The following is a 21509-nucleotide window of genomic DNA, read 5'->3' as shown; positions in this document are numbered from 1 at the left end:
CCCACGGGGGTCCGGTGCGTGACCGCTAGTACGCTCGCACCGCGCCGATCGTCGTGGAGCTGGACATGGGAATTTTCGACTGGCTAATCGGCACCGAGCGGCCGGACAAGAACGTGCCGCAGCGTTCACCGCAGGAGGTCTACCAGGCTCTGATGGGGGTGAACAGACCGGATGCTTCTTTCGTCGTGCGGGACGGCTCTCCCGAGGGGGTCGACCTGGTTTCCGAGTGGCGGGTCATGAACCCGGCCTGGTACGAGCACTTCAGGACGTTCAGCCAGCGTGAGTTCTACAGCATCCTGATGCGGCTGAACCCCGAGAAGCGCGAGGTCCGCTCCACGGACCGAACGTGGACCGTGGACTGGACGCGCGGCTACCCCGAGCTCGTCCACGGGCTGGAGTACGAACGCGGGCCGCAGAAGAAGTCCCAAGCCTCCTGGAAGATAGAACGGGACGAGAACGGCAAGTTACGCGCGTACCGGCAGACCACTTTCTCCTCCGAGGACATGAAGGCCCCGCTCAGGAAGGCTGTCCTCGCGCACGGCTGGACCTGGCGCGGCGTCGCCTTCGGCAAACTGTGACCGGTGCGGCAGCGCAGAAACATCCGTTCTTTTCGGGGATGTCGCTGTCCGGTCGTTGCGAGAACACTGAGAGGTTTACGTGACTGTCCTTGTGGACCCGGAATCTTTGAGGAAATTCGGATCACGCCTCGGGGAAATCGTAAGTGATGTAAGAGAGGGCGAGGTTCGTTCGGTTTGTGGCGGTGCGGGTGAGTACGGCCATGACGAACTTTTCGGAGCTGTGGACGAATTCTGTTCCGCGGTGCTCACGGGAACCGAGGTCTTGAAGGGCAACGTGGAATACATCGGCACCGCGCTCGCCGAATCGGCGAAGAACTACGAGGACAGCGACGAGGCCGCTTCCTCCGAGCTGGCGGGGATAATGGACGCCCTGCAGGCGCGTGTGCCCGGGGGGCAATGACGGCGGAGCTGGGGGAGTCCAAGGCCCCAAGGAGCTCGTTCCCGGGACCCGGACGGTCTGGATCAAAAAGTTTCCGCCCTTCGCAAGAAGGGCGAGCAGTATGTGACGGTGCGCGACGATCTCGGAAAGATGGACGTCGGTGATTGGGAGGGAGGGGCCGCCGATTCCTTTCGGGCGAGTTTCTCCAAGGAGCCTCCGAAGTGGATGGCGGTGCGGGATTCGCTGAACTCCGCTTCCGGCGCATTGCTCGACTACGCGGAGACCTTGCGTTGGGCGCAGAACAAAGCGGGAGAGGCCGTCACCCTGTGGGAGAAGGGCGAGGCGGAAGCTCAGCGGTCCCCCTCCCGGACACACGCGGCGAACGCTTCGAGCTCCGCCGCTCAGGCTGGTGACCAGTATCGCGAACAAGCTCGTGAACTGCTGTCACACGCGCGTCGCGAGCTGGATGCCGCCGGAACTCGTGCGGTCGCGAAGATCCGTGGTGGTGCGCAGTCCCCGGGAGCCTTGGACAGCATGGTCGAGGCGATCACCGAAGGTTGGTCAGCGAAGGGCAAAACCTCTGCCAGCGGCCCGGATGCCGGCTGGTCGGCCTCCTGGCCGAAGGGCGAGAAGATGGGTGAGCTCAAAGCCTTCGCTCAACTCGCCAAAGCCAGTGCCGAGGGATCGCTCAGCAACGGGCCGTTCAAGCTCTCGGGCAAGGCGGCCGCGACCGTCGCCGCGGAGGCATCGCTGTCCGGTGCGGTGACCAACGAGGGCATAGCGGCCAAGGCCGAGGTCATGGCCGGTGGTAAGGCGACCGCGCAGGGCAAGGCCGAACTCGGCCCGTACACGGGGTACAACCCCGTACACGGGGTGCAACGGCAAGGTCGAAGGGTTCGTGGGCGCCAAGGCCAGCGCCAGCGGATCCGTCGGGGCCGATGGGCTGCACGCGAATGCCGGTGCGTTCGCCGGAGCCAAGGCCACCGGCAAAGTCGGTGGGGATGTCGGGGGAATCGGTCTCAACGCCACCGCCGAAGGCTGGGCCGGTGCCGGTGCTGAAGCAGGTGTGGACTTCGGGCCGGATCAGAACGGAAAGTGGCATGTTGGGGCCAGTGCCGGAATTTCCCCGGCACTGGGAGGCAAGGTGGGAGTAGAGCTCACCGTGGACCCGAAGGACGTAGCGGCTACGGCCACCGACGCGGCCCAGTTCGCCGAGGACGCGGCTCAGAACGTCGGCGAGACGGCCAGCTCGACCTGGGACACCGTCACCGGGGCATTCGAATGATCACTCGCGTGCTACGCGATCCCGTGCAACCGATCGACAGGGACGGAGTCAACGTTGGCAACGGAATTGCCCATCCCCATCACCTTCGAAATCCCGAACGGGTGGCAGGCGGCGGACCCCGACCGGATCGGTGCTCCCGAAGCGGCTTTCGTCGCGGTCCACCCCGAATCACAGCAGCCGCACTCGCTGGCGAGCATAACCATCGACGGGCACGTCCAGTCGGAAGCGGAGACGCTCGCCGGGACGGCCGACGAGTCCGTGCAGAACGTCGAGCAGCTGGCTCGGACGGTGACCGTCACGCATCGTTCGGAGCTGGGCACACCTGCTTCGCCCGGGCTCGGGCAGGTGTTGCGCATGTCGGTCGAGATCAACGGCGTCGAGCGCGAGCTGTTCCAGTGTCAGATCTACCTGGCGCTGGTCGACGTCTCCGGTCCCGAGCGGCGGGCGATCCTGCGGCTGGTTCTCACCGCGAACCAGCAGCAGTACACCGAGTTGATGGATGATTTTCAGCAGTTCGTCGCCTCGGTCGCGCCCGACGAGTCGATCGAGGCGAAGCACGGTGAGTGAGCGCGGACCGGTCCTCGCCCCGCGCCGAATTCTTGCTGGATTTTCCGCCGGGGCGGGGCAACCCCCGCGCCCGTCCGGGCGTCCCACGGGTGGCGGCCGGTGCTCTCCGGGGCGGTCGTACGTGCCCGCCCCCGGTGCGGCCCCGTGTGTGTACGACCGATTACGATCTGCGCGGTCATCACACGATCGTGGAGCACTGCCGTTCCGGCGGTTCGGTGGATCGTTCCTGGGGCGCACGGGTTGGGTGACGTGTGCGGGTCGTGCTCGCGACTCCGCGCTGCTTCTAGATGCGAGATCCGACCAGGGAGGCAGAGCTCGTGCGTAAACACACGGCTCGCGGGGGCGCGTGGCTGTCAGCGCTCGTGTTGACGTTGCTCACGGGCGGCGTCTCAGCGCACGCCGCTGTTCCGGAGCACCACTCACAGGCCCAGGCGACCCCGCTGGACGCGCTGAGCACCCCGGTGGGCCTGGTGACCGTCGTGCTCGGTGTCACGGGAATGCTCGTCGGGGCGCTGCGGAGGAAGAAGGTTCCCGTTCAGCCGGAGAACCAGCGCAGGACGTGACCCCGGCTCGCCCCGAGCTCCCGGAGCCGCGCTCCGCGGAGAACCCGGCGGGTGGCGCGGCCCCTCGGAGGAAAACAGCTGGAATCGCTCTGCCAGAATCGTGGACGTGCACAGCGAGAGTTCAGTTGCCGAGGAGTCCGGCGCGTCGTCCGCGCGCCCGCGCGTCTTCTCCGGTATCCAGCCCACTGCCGGTTCTTTCCAACTGGGGAACTACCTCGGAGCGCTGCGCAACTGGATAGCGCTGCAGGAGTCGCACGACGCCTTCTACTGCGTGGTCGACCTCCACTCGGTCACCATGCCCAAGGACCCCGCCGAGCTGCGTGAGAACACCCGCAACGCGGCCGCCCAGCTGCTGGCGCTGGGGATCGACCCGGAGCGCAGCACGCTGTTCGTGCAGAGCCACGTCGCCGAACACGCCCAGCTGAGCTGGGTGCTGGAGTGCCTGACCGGCTACGGCGAGGCCGCGCGGATGACCCAGTTCAAGGACAAGTCGGCGCGCCAGGAGGACGAGCACGTCAGCGTCGGGCTGTTCACCTACCCCGCGCTGATGGCCGCGGACATCCTGCTCTACGGAACCGACCTGGTTCCGGTGGGCGAGGACCAGCGCCAGCACCTGGAGCTGAGCCGCACGCTCGCCCAGCGCTTCAACTCGCGCTTCGGGCGGACCTTCGTCGTGCCCGACGCGCACATCCCCTCCGACACGGCCCGGATATTCGACCTGCAGGATCCGACCTCGAAGATGAGCAAGTCGATCCCCTCCGGGGTCGTGGAGTTCATGGAGGATCCCAAGCGCACCGCGAAGAAGATCCGTTCCGCGGTCACCGACAACGAGCGCGACATCCGCTACGACCCGGAGAACAAGCCGGGGGTGAGCAATCTGCTGGTCATCTACTCCGGCATGACCGGCAGGTCCGTGGCCGAGCTGGAGACGGCCTACGAGGGCAGCGGTTACGGGGACCTCAAGAAGGACCTGGGAGCGGTGCTGGCCGACTTCCTGACGCCGTTCCAGGCCCGCGTCCGGGAGTACCTGGACGATCCGGCCGAACTGGACAAGATCCTGCACCGCGGGACGGAGCGCGCCCGTGCGGTGGCCTCCGAGACCCTCCGCGAGGCGTACGACCGAGTGGGGTTCCTGCCTCCGGTGGGCTGAACTGATCCTTTTGGGGTAGCCTTCCACCGAAGTTCGACGGTGCGGAGGTGAGCAGGTGGCCGACCGTAGCCAGCCCGGACGTGCCGCGCACCGAAGTCCCGCGCCCGGCAGGGTCGAACTGCTGCGCGGCAGGTACCCGTGGTTCGACCGCCTCGTCAGAGCGGCCCAGCGCTACCAGCGGAACTACGGTGACTACTACGCCGCCGCGATCACCTACTTCAGCGTGCTCGCGCTCGTGCCGCTGCTGATGATCGCCTTCGCGATCGCCGGTTTCGTGCTCACCAGCAATCCGGCCCTGCTGGAGCGCCTCCAGACGGCGATCGCGGAGTCCGTGCCCAGCGCGCAGTTGAGCGAGCTGGTCAACGGGATCGTGGAGGAAGCGATCGCCCAGGCCGGGGCCGTGGGGCTCATCGGGTTGCTGGCCGCCCTCTACTCCGGTCTCGGCTGGATGACCAACCTGCGTGAGGCGCTGACCGCGCAGTGGGGGCAGGGCCCCACCGCGCTGTCCCTGCCCCGCCGGATGCTCGCCGACCTGGCCGCCCTGCTCGGGCTGGGGCTGGCCATGGTCGTTTCGTTCGGCATCAGCGCCCTCGGCGGCGGTGTGGGGCGGATGCTGTTCCGGATGGCCGGGGTGGGGGACACGACGGCGGCCAACTTCGCGCTGTGGGTGCTGGCCCTGCTGCTGTCGCTGGCCGCGAGCTGGCTGGTGTTCCTGTGGGTGCTGGCCAGACTGCCCAGAAAACCCGTGGTGCTCCGGACGGCGGTGTGGGGCGCGTTGTTCGCGGCCGTGGGGTTCGAGGTGCTCAAGCAGGTCGGGGTGCTCTACCTGAACACCCTGAGCGGCTCCCCGGCGGCAGCGGCCTTCGGGCCGATACTCGGGCTGCTGGTCTTCGCCTACCTGACCTCCCGGTTCCTGCTGTTCGTGACCGCGTGGACGGCCTCGGCGGGGGAGAACCTGCGAATGGTCCCCCCGGAACCGCCTCCTCCGGCCGTGATCACCCCCGTGGCGCGGCAGCGGGGCGGCGCGCGTGCCGTGCTCGGGATGTTCGGCCTCGGCGTGCTGCTCGGGTGGTTGACCCGAGGGCGCCGCTGACGTTTTGGAGTGCTGGCGGTGCCGCGGGTTCTCTCGCGAGGAAGGCCCGACGTGGCGTGGGTGACTGCTCGACGTCGGGCACCCGGGACGAGAGCCCGCGAGAGGTTCCGCCACCGAGCGGCCACGCGAACCGACCCGCTGACCTTCGTGCTTACCGGGAACCGTTCAACGGGTCCGTCTCCGGTGCAGCACGACGGCCGTCAGCACGGCCAGCGCGGCCAGCAGCAGTGCGCCGAGGAACCCGACGACCGGTGGGAGCCCGCGGGGTTCGTCGGGGCCCGCGGCCTGCCGCGGGTGTTCCTCGGTTCTCCCGGGGGCGGACGCGGTCGGTGTGGTGGTTCGGCGCGTGACCAGCTCGCCCACCCGCCGTTGCCCGGTCAGCCGGAACCCGTGGTCCAACAGCGCCGCGGCCTGTTCGGACATGTCGACCGGGCGGTGCTCCCCGCGTAGCAGCACGGCGACCAACCGGTGCCCGCCGCGTTCGGCCGCCACCACCCTGGTGTGCCTGGCGTCGTCGGTGAAGCCGGTCTTCCCGAACAGGGCCCCCGGGTAGTTCAGGACCACATCGCTGTCACTGGCGATGCGCAGCGGCGGCTGCCCGGGGGGAGAAGGCAGCTCGGCCCGGTGCGTGCTCGCGATCTCCGCGAACTCGGCGTCGTTCAGGGCGGCGCGCAGGATCAGCGCCAGATCGTAGGCCGAGGTGCTCATGCCGGGCCCGTCCAGCCCGGACACGGTGGCTGCCCGGGTGTCGGTGGCGCCGAGCTCTCGGGCCAGCTCGTTCATCCGGCGCACCGCCTCCCGCCGTCCGCCGAGCTCGCGCGCGAGAGCGTGCGCGGCGTCGTTGCCCGACTGCAGGATCAGCCCGGTCAACACCTGACGAACCGTGTAGGTGACTCCCGGTTCGAGCCCGACCGAACTGCCCTCGGTCGCCGCGTCGGCGCGGGTGGCCGTGACCGTGTCGGACATCTCGAGCTCGCGGACCGCGACGAGCGCGGTGAGGATCTTGATCACCGATGCGGGGCGGTGCCTGCCGTGCGGGTTCCGCGCGGCCAGCACGTCGCCGCTGCCCAGCTCGGCGACGATCCAGCCGGCCGCACCGACCTCCCGGGGAGGGGGCGGTGCCTGCGGTGGTGCCACGAGCCCGCACTCGCCCATCCGCTCCCCGCCGAGCGGCTCGTCCGGAACCGGCAGCGGATCCGGGGTGGGCATCCCCGGCGGAGGGACCTCGGAGCTGTCCACGGGCGGCGGGGGCGAGGTGGCGTTCGAACAGCCCGCACGCTCGCGCCGCTGGTCCTGGGAGACCGCTGCCGCGACGGACGGCGGCGCCAGCACGGACAGCACGGTCATGGTCGCGAGCAGGCACGTGAGAGCCGGTGGGACGCGTCCGGATGCTGGGGGCACGCGAGTCAGCGTAGGTCACACCACGTGGACGCGAATCCGCCGAGCGGGCCCCACGGTGCTGTGGCCGAGGGCACAGCACGATACTGGGGGAGTGCGTATCTCACGTGGTATGGGGCTTTTCCTGCTCGCCTTCGGGGTCTGGTCGTGGGTGCTGTGGCCGACCTTCTTCAAGAACATCCTCGCCAGCGAGGACTCCTGGTCGGGAGGGACACCGACGCCTTTCCTGTGGGTGCACCTGGTGATCGCGACCGTCTCGCTCGTACTGGGCACGATCATCGGTGTGCTCGGGTGGCGCGGCTATCGAGCGGCGGCGCGCAATTGACCGGACTCTGGCCGGCTCGGTCCGCGCAGGCGCTCACTCGGCGGAACCTCGGGCGGCGCCCGACCGCGTGATCCTCTCCGGGGACGCGTGACGCGGGGAGCCGGTTCCGAGCGAGTCCGCACCCCGGGAGCGGTTCCCGGGAGGAGCGGCCCCGCGCGGAACCCCCCTCGCGGGGATTCCGCGCGGGGCCGCCTGCGACGCCCCGGGCGGAAAGGTTCCGATCAGCGCCTGCGGAACATCAGGGCCCGTTTGACCTCCTGGATCGCCTTGGTCACCTGGATGCCACGCGGACAGGCGTCGGTGCAGTTGAAAGTGGTTCGGCAGCGCCACACCCCGTCGATGTCGTTGAGGATGTCCAGGCGCTCCTCGGCGGCCTCGTCCCTGCTGTCGAAGATGAACCTGTGGGCGTTGACGATCGCCGCGGGACCGAAGTAGGAGCCCTCGGACCAGTACACCGGGCACGAGGTGGTGCACGCCGCGCACAGGATGCACTTGGTCGTGTCGTCGAAGCGTTCCCGCTCGGCGACCGACTGGAACCGCTCGCGCGTCGGATCGTTGCCGGTCGTGACCATGTAGGGCTTGATCGCCTTGTAGGCCTCGAAGAACGGCTCCATGTCGACCAACAGGTCCTTCTCCACCGGGAGCCCCTTGATCGGCTCCACGGTGATGCTGGTCTCGCCCTTCTTGGCGAACATGTCCTTCATGAGGACCTTGCAGGCCAGCCGGTTGACGCCGTTGATCCGCATGGCGTCCGAACCGCATACGCCGTGGGCGCAGGAACGCCGGAAGGTCAGCGTCCCGTCGATGTACCACTTGATGTAGTGCAGCAGGTTGAGCACGCGGTCGCTCGGCAGCGCCGGAATCCGGTAGGACTCCCAGTGCAGGTCGTCGTCGACCTCGGGGTTGTACCGCTCGATCTTGACCGTGACCATCGTGGCGCCCTCCGGGATCGGGGGGGCGTCCGAGGGGAGGTCGGCGGTCTCGCTGTTCGCGTTCGTTGTGGGGGCGGTCATCAGTACTTACGCTCCATCGGCTGGTACCGGGTCACGGTGACGGGCTTGTAGTCCAGGCGAATGTCCGAGCGGAAGCCGGTCAGCCCGAGCGGTGCGTTCGGGTCCTCTTCGTCGGGCAACTGCTTGTACTGCATGCTGTGCCGCATGAAGTTGGTGTCGTCGCGCGTCGTGTAGTCCTCGCGCGCGTGTCCACCACGTGATTCCTTGCGGGCCAACGCGGAGTTGACCAGAGCTTCGGCCAGATCGAGCAGGAAGCCCAGCTCGACGGCTTCCAGAAGATCGTGGTTGTAGCGCTTGCCCTTGTCGTGCACCGCCACCCGGCCGTACCGCTCCTTGAGCAGCTGCACGTCCGACAGCGCCTGCTTGAGGGTCTCCTCGGTGCGGTACACCGAGGCGTTGGCGTCCATCGTCTCCTGCAGCGCCGTGCGGATGGTGGCGACGCGCTCGCCGCCCTCCGCGGTGCGCAGGTGGTTGACCATTCCCTCGACCAGTTGGGCGGGCTCTTCGGGGAGCTCGAGGAACTCGTTGCGGTTGGCGTACTCGGCGGCCGCGATTCCCGCGCGCCTCCCGAACACGTTGATGTCCAGCAGGGAATTGGTCCCCAACCGGTTGGAGCCGTGCACCGAGACGCAGGCGACCTCGCCCGCGGCGTACAGCCCGGGAACGACGTTCTCGTTGTCGGCGAGGACCTCGGCTTCCACGTTGGTGGGAACGCCGCCCATCGCGTAGTGGGCCGTCGGGTAGACCGGGACCGGTTCGTTCAGGGGCTCCACCCCGAGGTAGGTGCGGGAGAACTCCGTGATGTCGGGGAGCTTGCTCTCCAGCACCTCCTCACCGAGGTGGGTGACGTCCAGCAGTACGTGGTCCTTGTTCGGCCCGGCACCGCGCCCTTCCAGCACCTCCAAGGCCATGGACCTGGCCACGATGTCCCGCGGGGCGAGGTCCTTGATGGTGGGGGCGTAGCGCTCCATGAAACGTTCGCCGTCCGCGTTGCGGAGGATGCCGCCCTCGCCGCGCACGGCCTCGGAGATCAGGATCCCCAGTCCCGCGAGCCCCGTCGGGTGGAACTGGTAGAACTCCATGTCCTCCAGCGGCAGGCCCTTGCGGTAGATGATGCCCAGACCGTCGCCGGTCAGGGTGTGCGCGTTCGACGTGGTCTTGAAGACCTTGCCGAAACCGCCGGTCGCGAAGATCACGGACTTGGCCTGGAAGACGTGGATCTCGCCGGTGGCGAGCTCGTAGGCGACCGCGCCGGTGCACCGCTGGCTGCCGTCGGCGTCCGTGGTCATGTTGACGTCGAGGACGTAGAACTCGTTGAAGAACTCGACGCCGTGCTTGATGCAGTTCTGGTAGAGGGTCTGCAGGATCATGTGGCCGGTGCGGTCGGCCGCGTAGCAGGACCTGCGCACGGGGGACTTGCCGTGGTCCCTGGTGTGCCCGCCGAAACGACGCTGGTCGATGCGCCCCTCGGGGGTGCGGTTGAACGGCAGCCCCATCTTCTCCAGGTCGAGCACCGCGTCGATGGCCTCCTTGGCCATGACCTCGGCGGCGTCCTGGTCGACCAGGTAGTCACCACCCTTGATGGTGTCGAAGGTGTGCCACTCCCAGTTGTCTTCCTCGACGTTGGCCAGGGCGGCGCACATCCCGCCCTGGGCGGCACCGGTGTGCGACCTGGTCGGGTAGAGCTTGGTCAGCACGGCGGTACGGGCACGTTGGCCGGACTCGATCGCGGCGCGCATTCCTGCGCCACCCGCACCGACGACGACCACGTCGTACTTGTGGAATTGCATGGTGGTCTCCTTGGCTCGTCGCCTGCTGTCCGGGCGCCGTCAGCTGATGTTCGGGTCGAAGGTGAACAGCACGTACGTCCCCAACACCACGGTCAGCACGATCGAGCAGTACAGCAGCATCTTCAGCCAGAAGCGGGTATGGTCAGAACGCGAGTAGTCGTTGATGACCGTACGCAGTCCGTTGCCGCCGTGCAGACCAGCCAGCCACAGCATCAGCAGGTCCCAGACCTGCCAGAACGGGGAGGCCCAGCGGCCTGCCACGAAGGCGAAGTCGATGCGGTGCACCCCGCCCTCCAGGAACAGCATGATCAGCATGTGCCCGAGGACGAGGAACAGCAGCACGACGCCGGACAGCCGCATGAAGATCCAGCTGTAGAGCTCGAAGTTGCTGCGGCGGGCGGCCGGACGTGCCGAGGAACGCGGCTTGTCGACGGAAAGTGGTGCTTCTGTCGTGGTCATGGTGGTACTAGCCCCCGAACATTTCCGTGACGGCACGAGTGATCATGCTGATGGCGGCCGGGATGATCAGCACCAGCCAGAGCACCAGAACGGTCCACAGCATCGGCCGTTGAAACCTCGGCCCCTCGGCCCAGAAGTCGACGAGCATGACGCGGATCCCGTTGAAGGCGTGGAAGAGCACCGCTGCGAGCAGGCCGAGCTCGAACACGATCATCAGCGGGTGTTTGTAAGTGTTGATCACGGTGTCGTACGCGTTCGGCGAGACCCGCACCAGCGCGGTGTCCAGTACGTGTACGAACAGGAAGAAGAAGGTGAGCACGCCCGTGATCCGGTGGGCGACCCACGACCACATGCCCAGGTCGCCGCGGTAGAGGGTGCCCTTCGCGCGAGGCCTGCTCTCGCGCGGTTGCCCCTCCGCCGCGGTGGCGGTTGTGCTGGCCATGACGGAAGGCCTCCAACGTCGCTGGTGGACTCTGGATCCGTCCCGGCGGCTGTGCGCGGATCGGCCCGTGGTCGCAGCGTCCACGCCCGTGCCGATTACCCGAACGGACCCTTGACCCATGGGATGCTAGACCCGCGCTGTTCGCCTGTCCTACTCGCATGTGCCCGCTGTGATCGAGCAGACAACCACACGGGGCGGGTTGATCGATGTAGATGCCCGAAAACGGGGGGAGCGAGCTCCGTTCCGCGCTCGTCAATCCCGTTCTTCCGAGATCCGTATCACCATTGTCGTAGCCGCGCACGGGATCGTGCCCGTGTGCAGCCCGGTCGTTGGTGGAAGTTGACATATTTCACTCCTGTGGAAGATGCGGAGCGCGAGCGGGGGCGGAACGATTCCGGGCGCGGTGAATGACACCCGATCGAGGGGCGGAGCGAACGGCTCCGCGGTGCGGTGCCCGCCCTGCTCCGGGGCCGTCGGTGTGCGCCGAAGGCGCTGCGGGCAACCCGGGGGCGGGGATGCCGGACCGGCAGGCGTCCGCTGCGGCGGACCGGGCCGAGCGCGGGGCGACCGCTCCGGTGAGCGGCCACCTCGAGGGCTTCTCCGAGCGAACGCGGAGGTGAGGAACACGTGGCTGATGAGAGCTCGATCGATTGGCCCGCGTTGCGCGCCGCGGCGACTTTCGCGGCCGAACACGCGTACTGCCCCTACTCCGGTCTCGCGGTGGGGGCAGCGGCGCGCTGTACGGACGGCCGGGTGATCGTCGGGTGCAACGTGGAGAACGCTTCCTACGGTTTGACGCTGTGCGCCGAGTGCACTCTGGTGGGAGAGCTCCGCATGACAGGCGGCGGGAGTCTGGTCGCCGTCTCCTGCCGGGACGGGAGGGGGAACCTGGTGATGCCCTGCGGCAGGTGCCGGCAGCTTCTCCACGAGCTGGGCGGGCCGGAGTGCCTGGTGGACACCCCGGAGGACGTCCTCCCCATGGGGCAACTGCTGCCGCACGCTTTCGGCATGCCCTCCTGAGGGAGTTCGCCGACCCGGTCGCCCGGGGAGCCGGAGCGAGACCTCCCGCGGGCTCTCGCGCCGGGGGCCGACATCGGGTAGTGGTTGGTGCCCCGGCTCACCGAGCCGGTGGTGCACAGCCCCGAGGAGTCCAACGGAGCAGTCGGATGCAGCACATCGCCCACACCGCCGTCGAGGTCATTCGCGCCAAACGAGACGGGCACAGGCTTTCCGAAGAGCAGATCTCCTGGGTTCTCGGGGGCTACACCCGGGGCGAGGTGGCCGAGGAGCAGATGTCGGCCCTGGCGATGGCCGTTCTGCTCCGGGGGCTGGACGAGCGGGAGACGGCGGACTGGACGAGGGCGATGGTCGACTCGGGTGAGGTCGTGGACCTCACCGGTCTGGAACGCCCGACGGTGGACAAGCACTCGACGGGAGGGGTCGGCGACAAGATCACTCTGGCGTTGACCCCGCTGGTGGCCGCGTGCGGAGCGGCCGTGCCCCAGCTGTCCGGGCGCGGGCTCGGCCACACCGGCGGGACGCTCGACAAGCTGGAGTCCCTGCCGGGCTGGCGCGCTCGACTGTCGGCCGCGGAGCTGCGCCGCAATCTCGACGAGGTGGGGGCCGTCGTCTGCGCGGCCAGCGAGCGCATCGCGCCCGCCGACCGCAAGCTGTACGCGTTGCGGGACGTGACCGGGACCGTGGAGTCGATACCGCTGATCGCGAGCTCGATAATGAGCAAGAAGAAGGCGGAGGGCACCGGCTCACTGGTGCTCGACGTCAAGTGCGGTTCGGGCGCCTTCATGAAGGAACGCGGGGAGGCCGCGCTGCTGGCCGACACCCTGATCTCGATCGGAACGGCCACCGGGTTGCGGACCAGCGCGTTGCTGACCTCCATGTCGACCCCGCTCGGGGAGAACGTGGGAAATGCCCTCGAAGTAGCCGAGGCCGTGCGGGTGCTGCGCGGGCAGGGCCCACCGGACGTCACCGAGCTGACGATCGCGCTGGCCCGCGAGATGATCGACCACTGTGGACTGACCGGGGTGGATCCGGAGGAGGTGCTGAGTTCCGGACGGGCTCATTCCCGGTGGAAGGACATCGTGCGGGCTCAGGGCGGGGACCCGGACGCGGAGTTGCCGGAGGCCGCCCACGTGCGCACGGTTCCCGCTCCGGCCACGGGGAGACTGGCCGTGCTGGACGCCTATGCCGTGGGGGTGGCTGCTTCCCGCCTGGGGGCGGGGCGCACCCGCAAGGAGGACGAGGTGCAGCACGGGGCCGGGGTGCGCTGTCTGGTCAAACCCGGCGAACGGGTGGAGTCCGGCCAGCCGCTGCTGGAGCTGCACACCGACACCCCGGAGAGCTTCGAGCACGCGCTGGCCGCCCTGGAGGGCGCTCACGAGATCACCGATGGGCCGGTGGAGCCCGACCCGGTGGTGCTCGAGCGCCGCCCGGGCGCCCGGCACGACGATGCGCGGAACGGCTCGTGAGCCGGGAGTCGACCGGGTACGCGTGGGCGGCCAACCGATGCCGGGCCGCCCGCTCACGAGACGACGGGAGGGGCCGCTCGGCGAGCACCTACGACGACCGGGGCGGAAAACACCCCACGAGGAGTGGTCCCGCCGGTCCCGTTCCGGCGGGATTCCGTCCCGCACGTGACGACAAGGTGCGGCGCTGCCCGATCCGGCCCGCTCACGAGCCGACGAGAGGCTCCCCCGCCGAGAAGTCACCCACGACAACCCGGACTGAGAACATCGGTCAGGCCGTGTCGGCCGTGTAGTCGTCGTCCGAGTCCTCGGCGCCGTTCTGCTTGTCCGCTTCCCGTTTGGCGCTCTTGGAGCGCCCACGGCGCTGCTGGCGTGGCAGCGTGGTCGGCGGGGAGACCGCGGAGTTGCTGTTGTTCGTGGGAGCTGCTCCACCACCGAGGATCAGTTCGGCGAAGGTGGCCATGGCCTCGTCGAGCTGCCCGGCGTGCTTGCGCTCGCTCTCCTCGTTGGCATTGCGGACCAGCGAGTCCAGCGATTCCGCGTCGGGGCGTTCGGCGAGGGTGCCCTGCAGCTGCGACAGGTCGTTGCCCAGCGTGCTGCCGACGTCGCCGATCCGTTCGGTGACTCCGCTCTCCACCGAGTCGATCCGGTTGTTGACGTTCTCCTCGACCGAGTCGATCCGGCCGGAGACCTCGTCCAGGCGGCCCGCCAGCGATTCGAGCCGGTCGGCGAGCTGCTGCAACCGTTCGGTGGGGTCCACCGCGGGACGCTCGGCGAGCGAGTCCAACTTGCCGTTGATCTTCTCGGAGCTCTCGGAGAGGTTCTCCCCGATGCCGTTGCGGACCTCCTGGGCCGCCTCGGTCACCGAGCGCTGCAACGATTCCCTGGTGCCGTCGAGATGTTCGTGCACGCCCTCGTCGATCTCGGCGAACCGGCCGCGCAGGCTGGTCTCCATCTGCTCGAGACGTTCCCGCAGCGGTTCCTGGACCGAACCGGGGACCTCGTCCAGACGAGTGTCCTGTTTGTCCAGATGTTGGCCCAGTTCCTCGAGTCGCTGGTGGACGTGCGTGAGCTTGTCCTCCAAGCCGTCCATCCGGCCCGTGACACCGTCGAAACGGCCCGCCATCCCGTCGAGCCTGCCGTCCAGCTGTGCGAACGGCTTGGATAATTTGTCGGCGAGTCCTTCGACCTGGGTGTTGAGCCCGGCGATCGCGTTTTCCTGGGACTCCAGTTTGGATAATGCCTCGTCGAGTCGTTCGGCGAGCACGCTGACTTCGGTGCGATCGGGCAGCTCGGACAGCCGTTTGCGTACGGAGCCGAGGGACTCCAGCGGCGACATCCGGGCGTTGATCTCGTCGAGAGCGTCGAAGATCTGCTGCTGTTCGCTTTCGCGGATCTCCGCGGCCCGTGTCAGCATGTTCCGCATACGGTCGAACGACACCGTGTCTTGGTTGTTCTCGTTCACGGCAAAGGTCGTCCTTCGTCGAGGGGGCGGGAGAGGACTAGTGGAGCGTAGCGAGTGGGCCGCCTCTTCGGCAGACACCCCCCGGCATTTTTCACGAATGCGGTAGTCGTCGTTCCGCTTTTCGGGGGAGCGGATTGTGCCTTTTCGCTGATCAACACTGGTGCTCCCGAAAAGTTTCCCGAAGTGTCCGGACCGGCCGCGTTCGATGGCAAGGGGACCCGGCGAACGGTCCGGGTGCGTGGCGAGCGTGTTCTTGACCCGAACGGGGGGCTTTCGTCGGTGTCCGGCGGACGTCCGTCCCCGTGCACGCCTTCGGATGCGAGCCACACACCACCCACGGTACTAGTTCTCGATCACTCGGGGGAGGGGCTCTTGCCGGTACGTGATCCAGATCGCGACGGTGCGAAACCGATATCGCGGTTCCGGTGTGGTGGGTGCGGGCGAGCAGGAAGGAGCTTTTTCCCTGTTCGGGCGCTTCGCGGTGCGCCGGGAACTCGTCGGAAGAGGTGATTCGAAGCCCCGGAAAAGGGCTTTCGAACAGAACACTGCGTGAATAAAAATCGAGAAACGCTTCGTGCCGAAGACGGTCGAAACACCGCCTGCGCGGTCGGCGCCGCCGGGGCCCTCGGCGCGGCAGCGCCGAAACACCCACCCACGGGGTCGGCACCGCCGCGGGGTCTCGGTCAAGGGGCTCGCGAGGACAGCCCCGACGTGGCGCAGGTGCCCGCTCGATGTCGAGGACCCCGCGGCGAGACCCCGACCGAGGTTCCGCCACAGGACCACCCGAGCAAACCGAGCCGCCGACCCCTCGAGTCAGTGGACGCGCAAACGGGCTTCGAACCCCTCCACGAGCTCACGCCACTTGGCGACCTCGTCGTCGAACGGCGGGGTGGGAGGCAGCCGGTTCGGGTCCGGACGCAGCACGAAGGAGACCATCCAGCCGAGACGTTCCGAGGGATGCAACGCCGCGTCCACGCTCTCGTCACCGGCCCAGCTCGCGGCGTCGTAGAGCAGCTCCTCCGCCAGGTCGAGCTGGGTCGGATCCACCTCGGAAGGCCCCTCGGCGAGATCGTTGTCCAGCCCGTCCAGGAGATAGGTGTTGTCCGGTTCGACCTCCACCTGCAGCTCTCCCGCGGTGGCCTTGCTCTTGACCCGGGACCAGGTGGCCACGCGTGCGAGGTCGGAGTTGTCGACCTTGTCCTCCGCCAGGTAGCGCGCCAGCGCACGCGGAGAGGTGCAGACGTCGATACTTCCGTCCGAACCCAGGAAGACCGGCTCGTCGTCGAGGTAGCAACGCAGCGAGTAGTAGTCCGAGCCACCGGTGATGATCCGGATCGGGTCTATGCCGATCTCCCGCCAGAAACCGGGCTCCTCCTCTTCCTCCGCGGTGCCGTCGACCTCGTCAACCTCGGAGGTCCCCGCGGAGCTCTCGGCCGAGGACGTCTCGTCGTCGCCTTCCAGTGCCTCGGCGAGTTCGCTCTCGGCGGTCGCCACGGCGGTGGAGTCCACGTCGGGAGCGGTCACCACGGCGTCGATGGCGTCGAGCAGCTCGTCCCACCGCTCGGCCACGACCTGGCAGATCCGCTTCCAGCGGCGCTGCCCCTCCTTGCCGCTGAACGGGAGAGTGCCCTCGTCGAGCAGATCGAACCCTTCGGCGGCCTGGAGGATCTCGGTGACGGTCTCGAGTTCGCACACCTCGGCCAGCGAGCGTGCCATCTCGACGATCTCCGAGAGCTCGTTGATGGTCCAGGTGTCCGGTGGCTCGGCCACGAGCTCGGGAACCCCGACCAGGTCGTACTGGTGGTCCTCGTCCGGACTGAGGTCCACGGCGGACAGAGCGGGCACCACGTGCCACGCGGGGTGGTCGTCCAGGTCGTTGTCCGCGCCGGACCTGACGAACGCGGCGAGATGAGCGGGGTCGGGGAACGCGTACAGATTCTCGTCGTGGCCGAGGAAGGCTTCCCACTCCTCGCCTTCCTCGCGCCATCGGGGAGCCCAGAGGGTGACCAGATCGCCCTGCGGCAGCCCGAGCTCGATCGGGACGATGTCCTGCGCCATCTTGCTACCTCCGGTCGCCGAAGCAGACGCTGCCGAAGCTTACGGGATGGGAATTGATCATCGGTACGGTGTCGCACCGTGTCGAAGCGGTCCGCACTACGCTACCTTCGCCCGTCGCGCCGCTTCGACGGTGCCACCCGTGGAAGGCGGCCATCGGGTTCGCGCAGGCCGGACCCGGCCTCCGCGAGCCCGGTGGTGACGGCAGCCGGGCGGCTCCGCGGTCGAGGAGCGGACGAACGGACCGGCAACCGGTCACGGTTGGCGGTACCCATGCGGGGGCGGTTCGGACGATCATGAATCGAATGGATGTCACCCTGCTGTGGAGTAAGATCACGATTTGGCTCGCCGAGCACGCCCCGGCGACGGCGGCCGAACTGAAGCAGGCTGTCCCGGCGCCGGATCTGGACGCTTACGAGGACGAGTTCGCGCTGAGTCTGCCCAAGCAGTTGCGTGAATGGTGGTCCTGCTGCGGCGGAACGGAGGCGGACGCGTTGATCGACGTGTTCCCTCCGTTCTACACACCGTACAGCGCCGCGGGGGCTTGGCGGGTCTGGTCCGGGTTCAGGAGGACCTGGACGGGCAAGTGGGAACGTCCCGCCTGCGACTACTACGCGGGGTCGGCGGGGAACAGCTTCCACCCGGCCTGGCTCCCGATCGCGGGGGACGGCTTCGCCGACGAGCTGGTGATCGACCTGCGCCCGGGGCCGCTGCGGGGGTGCGTGCTGGAATGGGAGCAGGAAGTCGCCCGGGTCGGCCCACCGGTGTGGCCCGACCTCGCCACGCTGCTCGCCGATGTCCACCGAGCGCTCACGGAGGGAGCCTCGGCCGGGTACAGCCGCGCCGTGGTCACCGAGGACGGGAGGCTCGACTGGCAGATCCGTTGATGTTCGAGTCGGCGGCTCGGTCGGCGGAGTGGTGTGCTTCGGCGGTGCCGCCCCGAAGGGTTTCCCGGAAACTTCCCCGGCGCGTGGCCCGGGGCCCCGCGCCGGGGCCGGTTCCCGCTGCGCAGCAGGGGGCGGGCCGTGGATCAGGCCCCGAGGGGGTGCCACACCGTTTTCAGCCCGGTGAACGCGCGCATACGACGCAGTCCGGGATCTCGGTTCCAGTCCGGCTCCGCGGCAGGGGCGTCGAACACTCGCTTCGCCGTTCCCGAGGCGTTGCGCTCCAGCTCGGCGCGGAGCGACTCCGGCGCTCCGGTCGGGTCCAGGGCGTTCACGTCGGCGTGCGAGGCCAGCCACGGAGCCAGCTCCCCGGCGTCCCCGGTGAGCACGTTGACGACTCCGCCCGGCACGTCGGAGGTGGCCAGCACCTCGCACAGCGTCACCGCGGGCAACGGTCGTTCGCGGTCGACGAGGACCACCGCGCCGTTGCCGACCGCGATCACCGGGGCGAGCACGCTGACCAGCCCCAGCAGCGAGGAGTGCCGGGGAGCCAGCACGCCGACCACGCCGAGAGGTTCCGGCGCGGAATGAGACGTGTAGGGACCGGACACCTGGTTCGCGCCGCCGAGCACGGTTCCGATCTTGTCGGTCCAGCCCGCGTACCAGAAGATCCGGTCGACAGCGGTGTCCACAGTGGCTGCCGCCTGTTCGCGGGAGAGGCCCTCGGCGTCCGAGACCAGGGAGGTGAACTGCTCGCGCCTGTCCTCCAGCATCTCGGCGACGCGGAACAGCACCTGGCCACGATTCCGCGCGGTCGCCCCGGACCAGGTCTCGAACCCCTTCCGCGCGGCGGCCACGGCGTCGCGCAGATCCTTGCGCGAGGCCACGGCGGCGTTCGCGAGGAAGCGGCCACCGGCGTCCTCGACGGTGCGGACACGGCCCGACTCGGACCTGGGAAAGGACCCTCCGATGTGGAGCTTGTAGGTTTTGGGCACCGTCACCCGCTCCCGTCCGCTCACCGGTTGTTCGCCTTCAGACATCGAGGTAAGCCTCCAGACCCGCTTGTCCGCCCGTGCGGGCGGAGCCCGATTCGCGGTTACCGCCGAACGGGGCCGTGGGATCGAACCCGTTGAACGCGTTCGCCCAGACCACACCCGTGCGCAGCTGACGTGCAGTCCACAGCGCGCGGGAGCCCTTCTCGGTCCACACCCCGGCCGTCAGGCCGTACGGTGTGTTGTCGGCCTTGCCGACGGCCTCCTGCGGCGTGCGGAACGTCAGCACGGAGAGTACCGGTCCGAAGATCTCCTCCCCGGCGAGGCGCATCGACTGCTGCACTCCGGAGAAGACGGTGGGGGCGACGAAGTAGCCACGTCCGGGCAGCGCACAGGGGCTGGTCCACTTCTCGGCCCCCTCGGCCTCGCCCGCTTCGACGAGTCTGGTGATCCGGTCCAGCTCGGCCGCGGAGTTGAGGGCTCCCACATCGGTGTTGCGGTCCAGTGGATCTCCCACCCGGAGGGTGCGCACCCGGTCCCGCACCCGCTCCACGAATTCCGCGGCGATCGACTCCTCGACCAGGAGCCTCGACCCCGCTCCGCAGACGTTGCCCTGGTTGAAGAAAGCACCGTCGACCACGCCCTGAACGGCCTGCTCCTGGGCCGCGTCGGAGAAGACGATGTTCGTGCCGTTGCCACCCAGCGCCAGCGTGGGGCGCTTGCCCGTTCCGGCCAGCCGGTGCTGGATCCGCTTGCCGACCTCGGTGGACCCGGTGAAGACCGGTTTGGCCACGTCGGGATGGGTGAGCAGCCTGTCGCCGATCTCGGCTCCGCCGGTGATCACGTTGACCACTCCCGCGGGGAGCCCCGCCTGCTCGCATAGCTCGGCGAAGACCAGAGCGCTGAGCGGGGTGGTTTCGGCAGGTTTGATCACCACGGTGTTCCCGCAGGCCAGCGCGGGAGCGACCTGGCAGGCCAACGTCAGCAGCGGGAAGTTCCACGCGAGCACCTGCCCGGAAACGCCGAGCGGTTCCGGGGCGGGACCGAAACCCGCGTAGTCCAGTTTGTCGGCCCAGCCCGCGTAGTACAGGAAGTACGCGGCCGCGTTGGGGAGGTCGAAATCACCGGCCTGCTTCACCGGTTTTCCGCTGTCGAGGGTTTCCAGTACCGCGAGTTCGCGGGTGCGTTCCTGGAGCAACCGGCCCAGGCGGAACAGGTACTTGGCCCGTTCGGTGCCCGCCAGACGGCTCCAGCGGTCGCGGAAGGCCTCCTCCGCGGCGGCGACGGCCCGGTCCACATCGGATTCGGTGGTCGTCGGCACTCCGGCGAGTCGTTCGGTGGTGGCCGGATTCACGCCGGTGGTCCTCTCGCCCGAGCCGTCGGAGAACGAGCCACCGACGAACAGCAGGTACTCGTCCCGCAGCCGGGCCAGTTCCGCGGATTCGAGGGCGGGAACGTAGCCCCAGGGGTCAGAACTCGGCTCCGTCACAGATCCACCGCCACGTAGTCGGGGCCACTGTAGTGGCCGTCGAGTTGCGTTCTTCGCTGCATCAACAGGTCGTTGAGCAGGCCGGACGCGCCGAACCGGAAAAGCAGGGGGCTCAACCACTCGGGCCCGGCCACCTCGTGCACCGCGACGAGATAACGGATCGCGTCCTTCGTGGTGCGGATGCCACCGGCTGGTTTGACCCCGCGCAGCTGTCCGGTGCGCTCACGCCAGTCCCGTACCGCCTGCAGCAGCACGTGGGTGACCGGCAGCGTCGCGGCCGGGGCGACCTTACCCGTGGAGGTCTTGACGAAGTCGGCACCGGCGAGCAGGGCCAGCCAGCTCGCCCGGCGCACGTTGTCGTAGGTGCCGAGCTCCCCGGTTTCCAGGATCACTTTGAGATGGGCCGCGCCGCAGGCCGCCCTGACCTCCCTGATCTCGTCGAAGACCTGCGCGTACCGCCCGGAGAGGAACGCCGCCCTGTCGATCACCATGTCGACCTCGTCGGCCCCCGAGTCCACGGCGAGCTCGACCTCGGCCAGCTTGGCGCGCAGGGTGGACCGGCCGGAGGGGAAGGCGGTGGCCACCGAGGCGACCCCGATGCCGGAGTCCCCCAGCCCCGCGACCGCGTCCGCCACGAGATCCGGGTACACGCACAGCGCGGCCACGGGGGGAGCCCCCACGTGCTGTGGATCGGGGTTGCGTGCCTTGGCCGCGAGGGCGCGCACCTTTCCCGCGGTGTCGGCCCCTTCGAGAGTCGTGAGGTCGACCATGCCGATGGCGGTGTCCACGGCACGCAGCTTGGCGTCCTTCTTGACGCTGCGCGTGGCCAGCGAAGCCGCGCGCTGCTCCAGCCCGACACGGTCCACGCCGGGAAGTCCGTGCAGAAAGCGCTCCAGGGTGGCCCCACCGCGTGCCGCGTCGGCGAGGTCGGGAGGCAATCGGGCCGGGCCGGGCGTTGTCCTGGCTCGGCTTGGTGACGGCGAATCGGCCATGTCCGCAGTCTAAGGGGTGCTTTCAGAATGCGGGGTGTTTGCGGGCGAGGATCATGCAGTGGGCGAGTTGGAGGAGGGCTTGGTGCATGTCGTCGCGGGTTTCCCAC

The 21509-nt window shown here is 68.6% G+C and carries 22 protein-coding genes and 1 pseudogene; 12 read left to right on the top strand and 11 right to left on the bottom strand.

What is annotated here, in order from left to right; genetic code table 11:
* Positions 1-65: 65 nt before the first annotated feature.
* The 8 genes from FHR84_RS08480 (at position 66) to FHR84_RS08445 (ending at position 5615) form a co-directional block, all read left to right on the top strand.
* Positions 66-578, top strand: a complete 513-nt coding sequence (locus FHR84_RS08480; protein ID WP_179534955.1) for a hypothetical protein — start codon at positions 66-68, stop codon at positions 576-578.
* 220 nt (positions 579-798) lie between these two features.
* Entirely contained in the window at positions 799-978 is a 180-nt protein-coding gene (locus FHR84_RS08475; RefSeq protein ID WP_179534954.1) for a hypothetical protein, read from the top strand.
* Between the two features lie 57 nt (positions 979-1035).
* Positions 1036-2016, top strand: coding sequence for a putative T7SS-secreted protein (locus FHR84_RS08470; protein WP_343075229.1), 981 nt, complete (start codon positions 1036-1038; stop codon positions 2014-2016).
* An 85-nt stretch (positions 2017-2101) separates the two neighbouring features.
* Positions 2102-2242, top strand: a complete 141-nt coding sequence (locus FHR84_RS08465; protein WP_179534952.1) for a hypothetical protein — start codon at positions 2102-2104, stop codon at positions 2240-2242.
* Positions 2243-2296: 54 nt separating this feature from the next.
* Entirely contained in the window at positions 2297-2809 is a 513-nt protein-coding gene (locus FHR84_RS08460) for a hypothetical protein (RefSeq protein ID WP_179534951.1), read from the top strand.
* Positions 2810-3126: 317 nt separating this feature from the next.
* Positions 3127-3372, top strand: a complete 246-nt coding sequence (locus FHR84_RS08455) for a hypothetical protein (protein ID WP_179534950.1) — start codon at positions 3127-3129, stop codon at positions 3370-3372.
* A 106-nt stretch (positions 3373-3478) separates the two neighbouring features.
* Complete coding sequence (gene trpS / locus FHR84_RS08450) at positions 3479-4522, top strand: tryptophan--tRNA ligase (protein WP_179534949.1); 1044 nt, start codon at positions 3479-3481, stop codon at positions 4520-4522.
* Between the two features lie 55 nt (positions 4523-4577).
* A complete protein-coding gene (locus FHR84_RS08445) occupies positions 4578-5615 on the top strand; it encodes a YhjD/YihY/BrkB family envelope integrity protein (RefSeq protein ID WP_179534948.1) in 1038 nt (345 codons plus the stop codon).
* A gap of 165 nt (positions 5616-5780) precedes the next feature.
* Here FHR84_RS08445 and FHR84_RS08440 read toward each other — a convergent pair whose 3' ends face one another.
* Positions 5781-7016, bottom strand: a complete 1236-nt coding sequence (locus FHR84_RS08440; RefSeq protein WP_343075202.1) for a D-alanyl-D-alanine carboxypeptidase family protein — start codon at positions 7014-7016, stop codon at positions 5781-5783.
* A 91-nt stretch (positions 7017-7107) separates the two neighbouring features.
* On the opposite strand from FHR84_RS08440, the gene FHR84_RS08435 reads away from it, so the two are divergent.
* Positions 7108-7338: an SCO4848 family membrane protein gene (locus tag FHR84_RS08435; protein ID WP_179534947.1), complete on the top strand. Its 231-nt coding sequence runs from the start codon at positions 7108-7110 to the stop codon at positions 7336-7338.
* A 221-nt stretch (positions 7339-7559) separates the two neighbouring features.
* Here FHR84_RS08435 and FHR84_RS08430 read toward each other — a convergent pair whose 3' ends face one another.
* Genes FHR84_RS08430 through sdhC form a run of 4 tightly spaced genes read right to left on the bottom strand, consistent with a single transcriptional unit; the run spans position 7560 to position 11042 of the window.
* A complete protein-coding gene (locus FHR84_RS08430) occupies positions 7560-8351 on the bottom strand; it encodes a succinate dehydrogenase iron-sulfur subunit (RefSeq protein WP_179534946.1) in 792 nt (263 codons plus the stop codon).
* Positions 8351-10141 carry a succinate dehydrogenase flavoprotein subunit gene (gene sdhA, locus FHR84_RS08425; protein WP_179534945.1) on the bottom strand — a complete coding sequence of 597 codons (1791 nt, stop codon included), beginning with the start codon at positions 10139-10141 and terminating at the stop codon, positions 8351-8353. Before sdhA ends, FHR84_RS08430 begins: the two co-directional genes overlap by 1 nt.
* 39 nt (positions 10142-10180) lie before the next feature.
* Entirely contained in the window at positions 10181-10600 is a 420-nt protein-coding gene (locus FHR84_RS08420; RefSeq protein ID WP_017976644.1) for a succinate dehydrogenase hydrophobic membrane anchor subunit, read from the bottom strand.
* Between the two features lie 7 nt (positions 10601-10607).
* On the bottom strand, positions 10608-11042 hold the full coding sequence (gene sdhC / locus FHR84_RS08415; protein ID WP_017976643.1) for a succinate dehydrogenase, cytochrome b556 subunit: 435 nt from the start codon (positions 11040-11042) through the stop codon (positions 10608-10610).
* A gap of 627 nt (positions 11043-11669) precedes the next feature.
* On the opposite strand from sdhC, the gene FHR84_RS08410 reads away from it, so the two are divergent.
* Positions 11670-12062, top strand: a complete 393-nt coding sequence (locus FHR84_RS08410; RefSeq protein WP_179534944.1) for a cytidine deaminase — start codon at positions 11670-11672, stop codon at positions 12060-12062.
* Between the two features lie 146 nt (positions 12063-12208).
* Complete coding sequence (locus tag FHR84_RS08405) at positions 12209-13528, top strand: thymidine phosphorylase (protein ID WP_179534943.1); 1320 nt, start codon at positions 12209-12211, stop codon at positions 13526-13528.
* Positions 13529-13796: 268 nt separating this feature from the next.
* Here the strand turns inward: FHR84_RS08405 and FHR84_RS08400 are convergent, their stop codons facing one another.
* A complete protein-coding gene (locus tag FHR84_RS08400; protein ID WP_343075201.1) occupies positions 13797-14990 on the bottom strand; it encodes a coiled-coil domain-containing protein in 1194 nt (397 codons plus the stop codon).
* 813 nt (positions 14991-15803) lie between these two features.
* Positions 15804-17048, bottom strand: a complete 1245-nt coding sequence (locus FHR84_RS08395) for a primosomal protein (protein ID WP_179534942.1) — start codon at positions 17046-17048, stop codon at positions 15804-15806.
* A gap of 302 nt (positions 17049-17350) precedes the next feature.
* On the opposite strand from FHR84_RS08395, the gene FHR84_RS08390 reads away from it, so the two are divergent.
* Positions 17351-17932, top strand: coding sequence for an SMI1/KNR4 family protein (locus FHR84_RS08390; protein ID WP_179534941.1), 582 nt, complete (start codon positions 17351-17353; stop codon positions 17930-17932).
* A gap of 143 nt (positions 17933-18075) precedes the next feature.
* On the opposite strand, the gene FHR84_RS08385 is transcribed toward FHR84_RS08390, so the two are convergent.
* The 4 genes and pseudogenes from FHR84_RS08385 to FHR84_RS08370 all read right to left on the bottom strand — a co-directional run.
* Positions 18076-18969: an aldehyde dehydrogenase family protein gene (locus tag FHR84_RS08385; RefSeq protein WP_179534940.1), complete on the bottom strand. Its 894-nt coding sequence runs from the start codon at positions 18967-18969 to the stop codon at positions 18076-18078.
* A complete protein-coding gene (locus FHR84_RS08380; protein WP_179534939.1) occupies positions 18962-20410 on the bottom strand; it encodes an aldehyde dehydrogenase family protein in 1449 nt (482 codons plus the stop codon). Before FHR84_RS08380 ends, FHR84_RS08385 begins: the two co-directional genes overlap by 8 nt.
* Positions 20407-21402: a deoxyribose-phosphate aldolase gene (gene deoC, locus FHR84_RS08375; RefSeq protein ID WP_179534938.1), complete on the bottom strand. Its 996-nt coding sequence runs from the start codon at positions 21400-21402 to the stop codon at positions 20407-20409. The genes FHR84_RS08380 and deoC overlap by 4 nt, the downstream gene beginning before the upstream one ends.
* Before the next feature lie 22 nt (positions 21403-21424).
* A pseudogene (locus tag FHR84_RS08370) lies at positions 21425-21509 on the bottom strand (IS5/IS1182 family transposase); the annotation flags it as partial.

The sequence above is a fragment of the Actinopolyspora biskrensis genome (genome assembly GCF_013408175.1).
GTDB lineage: Bacteria > Actinomycetota > Actinomycetes > Mycobacteriales > Pseudonocardiaceae > Actinopolyspora > Actinopolyspora biskrensis.
The sequence above is the reverse complement of the archived record's forward strand: the minus strand, read 5'-3'. Positions and strand labels throughout refer to the sequence as shown.